General features: G+C 72.2%; 14 protein-coding genes. 7 read left to right on the top strand and 7 right to left on the bottom strand.

What is annotated here, in order from left to right:
* The 3 genes from JHD21_RS04770 to JHD21_RS04760 all read left to right on the top strand — a co-directional run.
* A partial coding sequence (locus tag JHD21_RS04770; RefSeq protein ID WP_292672077.1) for a hypothetical protein occupies positions 1-275 on the top strand: 275 nt, incomplete at its 5' end.
* A gap of 40 nt (positions 276-315) precedes the next feature.
* Positions 316-750, top strand: coding sequence for a pyridoxamine 5'-phosphate oxidase family protein (locus JHD21_RS04765; protein WP_292672075.1), 435 nt, complete (start codon positions 316-318; stop codon positions 748-750).
* Positions 751-758: 8 nt separating this feature from the next.
* Entirely contained in the window at positions 759-1,583 is an 825-nt protein-coding gene (locus tag JHD21_RS04760) for a universal stress protein (protein ID WP_292672073.1), read from the top strand.
* Positions 1,584-1,605: 22 nt separating this feature from the next.
* Here the strand turns inward: JHD21_RS04760 and JHD21_RS04755 are convergent, their stop codons facing one another.
* The 3 genes from JHD21_RS04755 to JHD21_RS04745 all read right to left on the bottom strand — a co-directional run bounded on the left by JHD21_RS04755 (position 1,606) and on the right by JHD21_RS04745 (position 4,462).
* Positions 1,606-2,055, bottom strand: coding sequence for a CBS domain-containing protein (locus tag JHD21_RS04755; RefSeq protein ID WP_292672071.1), 450 nt, complete (start codon positions 2,053-2,055; stop codon positions 1,606-1,608).
* Between the two features lie 90 nt (positions 2,056-2,145).
* A complete protein-coding gene (locus tag JHD21_RS04750) occupies positions 2,146-3,246 on the bottom strand; it encodes a hypothetical protein (protein ID WP_292672069.1) in 1,101 nt (366 codons plus the stop codon).
* 70 nt (positions 3,247-3,316) lie between these two features.
* Positions 3,317-4,462, bottom strand: a complete 1,146-nt coding sequence (locus tag JHD21_RS04745; protein ID WP_292672067.1) for an LCP family protein — start codon at positions 4,460-4,462, stop codon at positions 3,317-3,319.
* 85 nt (positions 4,463-4,547) lie between these two features.
* Here JHD21_RS04745 and JHD21_RS04740 point away from each other — a divergent pair, with 85 nt between their 5' ends.
* Positions 4,548-6,056: a DNA-3-methyladenine glycosylase 2 gene (locus tag JHD21_RS04740; protein WP_292672081.1), complete on the top strand. Its 1,509-nt coding sequence runs from the start codon at positions 4,548-4,550 to the stop codon at positions 6,054-6,056.
* Position 6,057: 1 nt separating this feature from the next.
* Positions 6,058-6,549, top strand: coding sequence for a methylated-DNA--[protein]-cysteine S-methyltransferase (locus JHD21_RS04735; protein WP_292672065.1), 492 nt, complete (start codon positions 6,058-6,060; stop codon positions 6,547-6,549).
* A gap of 97 nt (positions 6,550-6,646) precedes the next feature.
* Here JHD21_RS04735 and JHD21_RS04730 read toward each other — a convergent pair whose 3' ends face one another.
* From JHD21_RS04730 to JHD21_RS04720, 3 genes are read right to left on the bottom strand one after another with little or no spacing between them, the layout of a single operon-like run.
* A complete protein-coding gene (locus JHD21_RS04730) occupies positions 6,647-7,063 on the bottom strand; it encodes a hypothetical protein (RefSeq protein WP_292672063.1) in 417 nt (138 codons plus the stop codon).
* 47 nt (positions 7,064-7,110) lie between these two features.
* On the bottom strand, positions 7,111-7,497 hold the full coding sequence (locus tag JHD21_RS04725) for a hypothetical protein (RefSeq protein ID WP_292672062.1): 387 nt from the start codon (positions 7,495-7,497) through the stop codon (positions 7,111-7,113).
* Entirely contained in the window at positions 7,494-8,213 is a 720-nt protein-coding gene (locus tag JHD21_RS04720) for an IclR family transcriptional regulator (RefSeq protein ID WP_292672061.1), read from the bottom strand. Before JHD21_RS04720 ends, JHD21_RS04725 begins: the two co-directional genes overlap by 4 nt.
* Before the next feature lie 51 nt (positions 8,214-8,264).
* Here JHD21_RS04720 and leuC point away from each other — a divergent pair, with 51 nt between their 5' ends.
* The gene (gene leuC, locus JHD21_RS04715; RefSeq protein WP_292672060.1) at positions 8,265-9,686 is read left to right on the top strand and encodes a 3-isopropylmalate dehydratase large subunit; all 1,422 of its coding nucleotides are present in this window, start codon (positions 8,265-8,267) and stop codon (positions 9,684-9,686) included.
* A complete protein-coding gene (leuD, locus tag JHD21_RS04710) occupies positions 9,686-10,291 on the top strand; it encodes a 3-isopropylmalate dehydratase small subunit (protein WP_292672058.1) in 606 nt (201 codons plus the stop codon). The genes leuC and leuD overlap by 1 nt, the downstream gene beginning before the upstream one ends.
* On the opposite strand, the gene JHD21_RS04705 is transcribed toward leuD, so the two are convergent.
* Positions 10,275-11,015, bottom strand: coding sequence for a GNAT family N-acetyltransferase (locus tag JHD21_RS04705; protein ID WP_292672057.1), 741 nt, complete (start codon positions 11,013-11,015; stop codon positions 10,275-10,277). The two genes, leuD and JHD21_RS04705, sit on opposite strands and share 17 nt — an antisense overlap.
* Positions 11,016-11,139 lie beyond the last annotated feature (124 nt).

Genomic DNA, 11,139 nt, shown 5'->3' with positions numbered 1-11,139 from the left:
GCCTCGGTCTGATGGTCCTGGTCGACGCGGCGCGCCTGGTGGCCTGGGCCGACGTGCTGGGCGGGAGGGCTCGCGTGCAGGCGGCCGTGGGCCTCGGCGTGTGCCTCCTGGCGGTGGGAGCCGGAGTGGCCTCGCTGGCCGGTGTGTGGAGGGACGACGTCCGCACGGCGATGGCGCTGACCTGGGTGCTGGGGCTGGCCGTCTACGGCCGGCTGTGGTGGTCGTCCTCGGAGGCGCTGCACTCCTGGCCGGGGTCCTTGCCACGCGGGACCTAGTGCCCTGCGCGGAGAGTGTGGCCGCCGTCACGCTGGTGCCATGCCAGCCCTGCACGAGCTGGACCCGGTCCAGTGCGAACGACTGCTCCGCCGCGGCACGTTCGGCCGCGTCGGCCTCTGCACGCCCCGAGGGCCGGTCATCCTGCCGGTCAACTACGCGATCCACGAGGACGCCGTCGTCATCCGGACCACAGCCGACGGGACGCTTGCCCGGTACGGGCACGGGCGCAGGCTCGTCTTCGAGGTGGACGGTGTCGAGGAGGACCGGTGGCGCGGCTGGAGCGTGCTCGCCCACGGCCGCGGCATCGTGGTCGCTGACCCGGCGCCGCGTCCGCCGGGGGAGCGGGCCCGCCCGTGGGCCGGCGGCGACCGCACCGCCGAGCTACGCCTGGCCTGGACGGAGCTCACCGGGCGACGGATCGGTTCCGGCGGTGACCCGGAGGCGTCGATGTACTCGCGGCGCGCGGTCGAGTAGGAGCCGTCATGTGGGACAGCGATCCACCCAAGGTGCTGGTCGGGGTCGACCCGCACGGTTGCGAGGCCGCGCTGCAGTACGCCGTCCCGGAGGCCATCCGGCGCGGGACCGGGCTCCACCTCCTCCACGTCGAGCGTCCGGTCGGATGGTGGTCCTGCGTCCCCGACGACCTCCGCCTCGACGAGCACGACCTGCGGCGGGCTGCGCAGCGGCTCCTCGGCGAGACCGCCGCCCGCGCGAAGGCGCTGGTCGGTGATCTCGGGACCGACCCGGAGGAGGTGGGCGTGAGCTCGGAGCTGTCTCACGGGTCTGCGGTGGCAGCCCTCGAGTCGCTCAGCGGCCACGCCTGCGTGATGGTGCTCCAGCACCATGGCGCCGGACCGCGCGGTGACACCCCGACGATGTCGGTGACCGCCGGGGCCGCCGCCGTCTCGCACTGTCCGGTGGCCGCCGTCCCCGACCGCTGGCGTCCGGATCGAGAGGCTGCCGGGGTGCTGGCGGCGGTCGAGGACCCGGTGCGCGACCGGGTGGTGGCCGAGGTCGCTCTGCAGGAGGCGACCCGGCGCGGGGTGGGTCTCCAGGTGGTGCAGGCCGTCCGAGACGACCCGCCACCGTCGTTGTTCCCCGTCGTGGGCCTCGACGTCGAGGTCCTGGTCCGGGGGGCGGCGCACGCGGCCGAGGTGCTGGCCGAGCGCGCCGAGGGGAGCTGTCTGGTGGTCGTCGGACGCCACCACCGCGGGTCCGACGCCGGTGCTCCTCTGGGCGCGACGGTCCGCGAGCTGCTCCGCCGCTGCCAGGTCCCGATGCTGGTCGTGGACGCGACGTCAGGCTGAGGCACGCGGGTCAGCGGCTGGGTCAGCCGCTGACGACCAGGACCCGGGTGCCGCTCGGCACGACCAGCACGTCGTCGTCGGACGCGCCGGCGGCGAGCACGGCGACCACGTCGCGGATGGACACGACCCCCGCGATCAGGTTGTCGTGCATGACCGGGAGGTGGCGCACCTCGGACTCGACCATCGTCCGAGCCGCCTCCACGATCGTGGCGTCCGACTGGACGGTCACGATGTCGGTGGCCATGACCTCCTCGACCAGCAGGTGGGACAGGTTGGCCCCTGCCGCGACGTGGACGACGACATCACGCTCGGACAGGACGCCGACCAGACCTCCTTCGTGCAGCACGAGCAGCGCGCCGATGGTGTCGGCGGTCAGCGCCTCGGCCGCCTCGGCCAGCGTCGCCTGGTGCTCGATGGTCGCCACCGGCCAGCTCATGATGGTGGACACCGCCTGGTCGGGTCGCGTGGTCATCTCGTCCTCCTGGTGCTCGATGGCCCCAGTCTGGGTCGGCGCGGCGACGCCGTCCCGGGTCCAACGTCCCGGGTTCGGTGACGTTCGACCTCAGGCGGGCGACCCGGACGAGGACACGTGACCCGGCGCCTCGCCGGGTCCGCTGGCGCGCCGGAACTCGCGGACCGGGAGCCACCGGTCGTGCATCGTCGTCAGGAGACTGAGCAGGAACAGGAAGAACACCGTCGCCCCCTCGTTGACCGACGCGCTGCCGAGCAGCCACGACGCCAGGACCACGAGCCCGACGTTGACGAGCAGGCGGACCCCGAAGGCGACCGCCAGCGACTCGAAGGACACCGAGCGCCGCGACGCGGCCAGGGAGATCGATGCGTTGACGACGACCAGGACCCCGGTGCTGACGGCCAGCTCGAGGTCGGTGCTCCTGACCCCGGGCAGGGTCTGCGCGAACACGACGGACAGGAGCGACACCAATGCGACCTTCTCCAGGGTCGGCCAGGACCACACGCGTCCGTGCTCGACGTGCCAGGCAGCCACCTCGTGGCCCTCGTCGATCTGCTCGGGCAGCGGGTCGGCGGTCCACCGCCACGGCCAGTCGGGATCGGGGGTACGGGGCCGGCTGACCCACCACGCCGCGCTCACAGCGGCGACCAGGGCGATCCCCACGACGAGACCCGCCCACGGGTGGTCGGCGAGGAGGTCGGTCAGGTCGAGCTTGGCGATGTGGATCCAGTACTCCTGCGGCAGCTTGACCACGACCCAGATGAGGGCGGCCACGAGGACCCAGCCGGACAACAGGAGCCGCAGTGGGCTCCAGCGTGCCCGGACCGCCTCGTAGGCGATGAAGAAGTACTCGAAGGTGTTGGGGAACACGAGCAGGAGGGGTCTCGCGTGCGACAGCTCGAAGGCCACGACGCCGACCAGTCGGTAGAAGTACAGGAAGCGTCCGACGACGAACGCCGGCCCGCTCGTCCAGTTGCGCAGCGTGGCGAGGTAGGCCACGGCCAGGTAGTAGACGTCCATCGCCTTGTCGTAGCCCTGGTAGCCCGGCGGGTCGTAGCCGAAGCTCTGGAAGATCGTCTGGTCGACGCCGTCCAGCACCAGGCACGCGATGATCGCCGGGAGCGGGAACCTCGGGATGAGCAAGGGCAGCAGGAACCTCGCTCCCACTACGCAGACGAAGACCACCGTCATCCCAGCAGTGTGGTCCGCCGCGGGGAGGCCCGTCAGGCAGCGCTAGACCATCCCTCGGCTCAGCGGCAGGTCAGGCGCAGAGCCCGTTCTCGGTCGCCGTGGCCTCGACGTCGCCCCCGGGCGTACCGGACGCCGATGGTGACTCGGACGATCCATCTCCGGGTGACGAGGGACCGACCGGGTCGCTCGCGGTCACGACCTCGCCGCTGAGCTTCTTGTTGAGCGGCTTGTCGGCGATGATCCGCGCCCACAGCTCGTCGGCCTGTGGTGCCCAGACGAGCCGGTTGGGATCGGGCTCGTACTCCATGAAGGGCACGGTGATGAACTCGATGTCGTCCAGGTTGGTCTCGCGGAACTGTCGGGCCAGCTTGGCCAGCTTGTCCAGGGACGCGAGGTCGGGGTCGGGGGTGATCGACTCGGTGGCCGCCTCGACGAACTCGTAGACCCGGAACGGGCGGGTCAGGGTCCCCGCCGAGATGACCTTGTTGATCATCGAGGCGACGAAGGCCTGCTGCCGCTTCATCCGGCCGATGTCGGCGTTGGCGGACAGCTGGCTGCGCTCCCTGACGTAGTCGAGTGCCTGCTGCCCGTCCAGCTCCTGGGTTCCCGCGTCGAACGAGATCCCGGTCTTCGGGTCGTCGACGTCCTCCGGGATGCAGACGGTGACGCCCTTGACCGCGTCGACCATCTTCTTGAATCCGTTGAAGTCCACGGAGATGTAGTGGTCGATGTAGACGCCGGTCAGCTCGTGGATCATCTGGACCGTGCAGGCCTCGCCGCCGACCGAGAAGGCGCTGTTGAACATCTCGAGCTCACCGCCGGGGACCGTCTCGCCGTCCGGCCCCTCGCAGTCCGGTCGGGTGACGAGGGCATCGCGCGGCAAACTGACCCCGTAGACCTCCTTCCGGTCGCCCGAGACGTGCACCAGGATCGTGGTGTCGGAGCGTCGGCCCGTGGAGGTGTCGCTGTCGATGTCGTTGCCGGCACCCTCACGCGAGTCGGAGCCCATGACCACGATGTTCAGCGGCTCGCCGCCCACCGCCTTCGGCTTCGGTTCCTGGTCCGGGATCGGAGCGCCCGGGAGGACGTTCTCGTCGAGCCTCTGGTAGGCCACCATCACCGTGACCGCGGTCGTCAGAGCCAGCACCAGCAGGGTGACGACGATGACGCGCAGCACCGTGCGCCGAGGGTCCGGCGCGGTGCTCGTCGCGGTCATGGGTGAAGGGTCGCAGACGACGTGAAGGAACCCCGGCATCCTCGTGTCCGATTCCCGCGAGATCGAGTCGGTGGCGTACGCCAGGATGGCACTCGTGAGCATCGACGCCAGGCTCGACCCGGAGAGCTGCTACCGCGCGGTGAAGTCGCGCGACCGTCGGTTCGACGGCGTCTTCTACGTCGCGGTGCGCACGACCGGGATCTACTGCCGGCCGTCGTGCCCGGCGCGCACCCCGGCGTACGCCAACGTGTCCTTCCACGCGAGTGCGGCCGCCGCGCAGGCCGCCGGCTACCGCGCCTGCAAGCGCTGCCTGCCGGACGCGACGCCGGGCAGCCCCGACTGGGACGTCGCGGCCACCGCCGCCGGCCGCGCGATGCGGCTGATCGCCGACGGCGTCGTCGACCGCGAGGGAGTCGAGGGGCTCTCCCGCCGGGTCGGCTACACGCCGAGGCACCTGAGCCGGCTGCTGACCGCCGAGCTCGGCGCGGGTCCCCTAGCGCTGGCCCGGGCTCGCCGCGCCCAGACCGCCCGGGTGCTCATCGAGACCACCGAGCTGGGGTTCGCCGATGTCGCCTTCGCCTCGGGTTTCGCCAGCGTCCGGCAGTTCAACGACACCGTGCGGGAGGTCTACGCCGCCAGCCCGTCGGAGCTGCGCGGCCGCCGGGGCCGGGTGACCAGCCCCGGGGCGGTCACGATGCGGCTCGCGGTCCGCACGCCGTTCGCCGGCACCCGGTTGCTGGACTTCCTGGCCCACCACCTCGTGCCGGGCGTCGAGACCGCCGGAGCCGGCTGGTACGCCCGGACGCTCGACCTCCCGCACGGGCCCGGCACGGTCCGCCTCGAGCTCGCCGACGCCCCGGTCGCGGGCGAGACGGCGTTCGTGTCGGCGCGCTTCGTCCTGCACGACCTGAGGGACACCTCGGCGGCCGTCGAACGCGCCCGGCGCCTCGTCGACGCCGACTGCGACCCGCTGGCCGTGGACGACGAGTTCGCCGGCGACCCGGTCATCGGCCCACTGGTGCGGGCCACGCCGGGGCTGCGCGTGCCCGGGCAGGTCGACGGCGACGAGACCGCGATCCGCACCGTGATCGGCCAGCAGGTCAGCGTCGCGGGCGCGTGCACGGTGGCCGGGCGCCTGGTCGCCCAGCTCGGACGCAGGGTCGAGACCGACATCCCGGGCCTGACGCACCTGTTCCCCGATGCGGCCTCCCTGGCCGGGGTCGACCCGGCGACCCTGCCGATGCCGCGGGCGCGGGGCCGCGCGCTGGTCGGGCTCGCGTCGGCCCTCGCCTCCGGTGCCGTCGCCCTGGACCGTGGACCCGACCGCGACGACGTGCGGCGCGCTCTGGTCGCCCTGCCCGGCATCGGGCCGTGGACCGCGGACTACGTCGCGATGCGTGCCCTCGGGCACCCGGACGTCTTCCTGCCGACCGACATCGGCGTCCGCAACGCGCTGACGGGCCTGGGCCACGAGCCGGTCGACGTGCTCGCGCACAGCGACCGCTGGCGGCCGTGGCGGTCCTACGCCCTGATGCACCTGTGGAACACCCTCATGCCTGCCGTGCCGGCCGCCGACCAACCGAAGGAGAACTGACATGTGGACCGTGATCGACTCACCGATCGGCGAGCTGCGGCTGGTGGAGCGCGACGGCGAGGTGACCCAGATCGAGTTCTCGCCGTTCCCCAGCATCGGGCAGAGCGGCGACGGCCGGCCGCGCGGCGGTCGGGACGACGCCCACCCCGTGCTCACCGAGACCGCACGGCAGCTGGCCGCCTACTTCGCGGGGGAGCTCACCGACTTCGACCTGCCGCTCGCCCCGGTCGGCAGCGACTTCCAGCAGCGCGTCTGGAAGGAGCTGCAGACCATCGGCTACGGCGAGACCGCGTCCTACGGAGAGATCGCCCTGCGGCTCGGCATGACCAACGCCGCCTCCCGGGCGGTCGGCCTGGCCAACGGCCGCAACCCGATCCCGATCGTGATCCCGTGCCACCGGGTGATCGGCGCCAACGGGACGCTCACCGGCTACGCCGGCGGGCTGGACCGCAAGCAGAAGCTGCTCGAGCTCGAGCAGGATGCGCTCTTCTGATGCCGCGACGGAGCCGGTCGAGACTCCCGCAGCGAAGGCCAACCTGACCTCAGCTGGCCGGGCGGGTGCCTACCTTGCGGGATCCCGACAGCCTCGATCAGCGGGTGGCTGGGACACCGACGCGGCGGCGCCCGGAGACCAGCCACGCGAAGCCGGCGGCGACGTACGCCGGCCAGAGCACGAGCTGGGCGAAGAACAGGTCGACCCCGAGCTCGACGTGCTCCCGCGAGTCGTCGAGGAGGCCGGCCACGTACTCCCATCCGATGCCCACTCCGAGTGCGGTGACGGCCCAGACGACCAGCCACACCAGGGGCCGGTGGCGCAGCCCGTCGATGCCGGCCCACACCGTGCTGGCGACGATGACGAGGAGGAACGCCAGCAGGCCCTTGCCGATGTCCGCGTCGCCCGGAGTCGGTGTCACCACCTCGTCGTACCCGAGGTCGTAGGCGACCAGGCCGAACGCGAGGACGGCGGTGCGGAGCAGGACCTGGAGGACGATGCGCGCGAGCGTCATGGAGCCACCGTCGTCCGCGGCGCCGGCGGACGCCTGAGGCCGGGTGCTCAGCTCCGCACGGCTCGGATGGCCGTGCCCACGGCGATCCCGACCACGGCCGGGACCAGGATGAGGAGCGTGAAGAACGGAACCGTGCTCGCCAGGTCGTCGCCGAGCGTGGCCGTCTCGCCCGTGTCGATGACCGTGATGAGGGGGACGAGTGCCCCGGTCGCCAGGCCGACCAGCAACCACACCAGCGCCGACGGCCCGACGCCGTGCCGGACGCCGTCGACCAGGCCCCACCCGAGTGCGACCACGACGTAGATCGCGAAGACCAGCAGGCCCAGCCCCAGCGGGTCCTCGGCCGCCTCGGAGCTCAGCCACGCCAGGATCAGCAGGGCGTTGAGCGCGGCGAGGACGACGGTCCTGAGGAGGAACCGGATGACGACGCTCACTCGGCGGCGGCCCGGCGCAGCGACTCCGAGAGCCGCTCGGCGGCGGCGAGCACGGCAGGTGCGTGCATCCGGCCGGGCTGGCGCGAGAGCCGCTCGAGCGGACCGCTGACGGAGACGGCCGCAATGATCTTGCCGCCGGGGGAGCGGACCGGGGCGGAGACGGACGCGACCCCCTGTTCGCGCTCGCCGACTGACTGCGCCCAGCCGCGGCGCCGGATCCCCGAGAGGGCGGCGGCCGAGAAGGCGGCGTTCTGCAGGCCGCGGTGCATCCGCTCCGGGTCCTCCCAGGCCAGCAGGACCTGGGCTGCGGAACCGGCGCGCATGGTCAGCTGGGACCCGACGGGGATGGTGTCGCGCAGGCCCGAGGGGCGCTCCGCGGCGGCGACGCACACGCGGTGGTCGCCCTGTCGCCGCCAGAGCTGGGCCGACTCACCAGTGATGTCGCGCAGCCGCGCGAGCACCGGGCCGGCGGCGGCCAGCAGCCGGTCCTCGCCTGCGGCCGCGGACAGCTCGGCCAGCCGCGGGCCGAGGACGAACCTGCCCTGCATGTCCCTGGCCACCAGCCGGTGGTGCTCCAGCGCGACCGCGAGACGATGGGCCGTGGGCCGGGCGAGGCCGGTGGCCGCGACCAGGCCGGCGAGGGTGGCTGGTCCGGACTCGAGGGCGGTGAGCACGAGAGCGGCCTTGTCGAGCACGCCCACTCCGCTGGTGTCCATATAGCAATACTGCCGTCTCAGATCATGGGACGCAAGGTCTATGATCGTGCCATGGGAAAGACGCTCGCGGAGAAGGTCTGGGACGCGCACGTCGTGCGCTCGGTGCCCGGTGAGCCCGACCTCCTCTACATCGACCTGCACCTGATCCACGAGGTGACCTCGCCGCAGGCCTTCGACGGCCTCCGGCTCGCGGGCCGCACGGTCCGCAGGCCCGACCTCACCCTGGCGACCGAGGACCACAACGTCCCGACGATCGACCAGGACAAGCCGATCGCGGACCCGGTGTCGCGCACGCAGATCGAGACGATGCGTCGCAACGCAGCGGAGTTCGGCATCCGGCTGCACCCGCTCGGCGACGTCGAGCAGGGCATCGTCCACGTCGTCGGCCCGCAGCTCGGGCTCACCCAGCCCGGGATGACCATCGTCTGCGGCGACAGCCACACCAGCACGCACGGCGCGTTCGGCGCCATCGCGTTCGGCATCGGCACCTCCGAGGTCGAGCACGTGCTGGCCACCCAGACGCTGATGCAGGCCAAGCCGAAGACCATGGCGGTCACCGTCAACGGCAGCCTGCCGCCCGGCGTCACCGCCAAGGACCTCGTGCTGACGCTGATCACGCACACCGGCACCGGCGGCGGTCAGGGCTACATCGTCGAGTACCGCGGCCAAGCCATCGAGGAGCTCTCGATGGAGGGCCGGATGACGGTCTGCAACATGAGCATCGAGTGGGGCGCCAAGGCCGGGCTGATCGCCCCCGACCAGACGACGTTCGACTACATCGAGGGCCGCCCCGAGGCGCCGAAGGGTGCCGACTGGGACGCGGCCGTCGCCGAGTGGAAGACGCTGGTCACCGACGACGACGCCGAGTACGACGCGGAGATCGTGCTGGACGCCTCCGAGATGACGCCGTTCGTCACCTGGGGCACCAACCCGGGCCAGGGCGTCCCCCTCGGTGGCACGGTCCCGCACCCCGAGGACTTCGACGAGGCCATCGACCGGGTCGCCGCGGAGAAGGCGCTCGCCTACATGGCGCTCGAGGCCGGCACCCCGATGCGCGAGGTCAAGGTCGACACCGTCTTCGTGGGGTCGTGCACCAACGGCCGGATCGAGGACCTGCGGCTCGCCGCCTCGATCATCGAGGGCCGCCGGGTCGACGAGAACACCCGGATGCTGGTCGTCCCCGGCTCGGTGCGGGTCCGCCTGCAGGCCGAGGAGGAGGGCCTCGACGTGATCTTCAAGGAGGCGGGCGCCGAGTGGCGCGGCGCGGGCTGCTCGATGTGCCTCGGCATGAACCCCGACACCCTGCAGCCGGGCGAGCGCAGCGCGTCGACGTCCAACCGCAACTTCGAGGGCCGGCAGGGCAAGGGTGGTCGCACCCACCTGGTCTCCGTGCCCGTCGCGGCGGCCACCGCGGTCCGCGGCACGCTGTCCTCGCCTGCCGACCTCGAGCCCGTCCTGGAAGGGGCCCGCTGATGGATGCCTTCACCAGCCACACCGGCGTCGGGGTCCCGCTGCGCCGCAGCAACGTCGACACCGACCAGATCATCCCCGCCGAGTACCTCAAGCGGGTCACCCGCAGCGGCTTCGAGGACGGCCTGTTCGCGGCCTGGCGCAACGACCCGTCGTTCGTGCTCAACCGCGCCGAGTACGCCGCCGGCTCCGTGCTGGTCGCGGGCATCGACTTCGGCACCGGCTCGTCCCGCGAGCACGCCGTCTGGGCCCTGCAGAACTACGGCTTTCGGGCGGTCATCGCACCCCGGTTCGGCGACATCTTCCGGGGCAACTCCGGCAAGGCCGGGCTGCTCGCGGCGCAGGTCGACGAGAAGGTCGTCCAGCGGTTGTGGGACCACCTCGAGGCCAACCCCGGTGCCACGGTGACCGTCGACCTCGAGTCGCGCACCGTGCGCGCCGGAGAGGGGCCGGGCGCGATCGAGGACTCCTTCGACATCGACGACTACACGCGGTGGCGGCTCCTCGAGGGGCTCGACGACGTCGGCATCACGCTGTCCCACGCGGACGACATCGCGGCCTACGAGGCGACCCGGCCCAGCTGGAAGCCGGTCACTCAGCGCGCTTGAGCGCCAAGGCAGTCGCGTACGGCTCGAAGCCCAGCCGGCGCGCAAGCCGCAGTGACGGCCCGTTGCTCGTCCGGGCGGTCCAGCGCGCCCAGCCGTGCCAGGAGATCGCGTAGGACGCGGCGGCCTGCCCGAGCCGGAAGCCGACACCCCCACCGCGCGCGTCCTGCGCGACCAGCAGGCCGATGTCGCGGCGGGCGCCGGCCGTCTCGGTCAGCACAGCTCCGCCCAGCAGCGCCGGCACCCATGGGCGCTCGTCGTCACCCGTGCTGCCCCAGACGGCCAGCGCCTCACCGCCCGCTGCGAGGGCCTCGGGGACACCCGAGTCCTCCCACTCCTGCGGAGTGGCCCTGTTGCGCAGCAACGTGAGACGGACCGGGTCGACCTGCTCGACGTCGGCGGGCACCCCGGGGTCGTCGTCGAGGTAGTGATGCACCGCCGGCCCGACCACGCGGAGCGACCGTCGGTGCGCGAACTCCTGCCAGAACGCTGGGTTCTGGAGCTCGGAGGGGCTCATCGCGAGCAGTGTCGCGACGTCGTCGGCGTCGGCCGAGGCAGGCGCCGAAACGTGCACGCCGTGCGCCTTCCAGGCGACGTACCAGCCCTCGTATGCGCCGAGCCGCGAGTGCGGATGCTGCACCGTGGCCTGCCGCCAGAGCTGGTCCGCGGCCAGTCCGAAGAGATCGCGCCAGAACGTCTCGATGTCGCGTAGCGTGGCCTCGCGCATGGTGCGGACGTTACGGAATCACGACGCAATCGCCGAAAACCGCCTGAAATCAGGGGTTTGTGACGAAATATCCGCGACACGGTGCGGCGTGGTCATTGTGACGGCGGCCACCAGTACCTAGCGT

Source organism: Nocardioides sp. (genome assembly GCF_016462705.1).
GTDB lineage: Bacteria > Actinomycetota > Actinomycetes > Propionibacteriales > Nocardioidaceae > Nocardioides.
The sequence above is the reverse complement of the archived record's forward strand: the minus strand, read 5'-3'. Positions and strand labels throughout refer to the sequence as shown.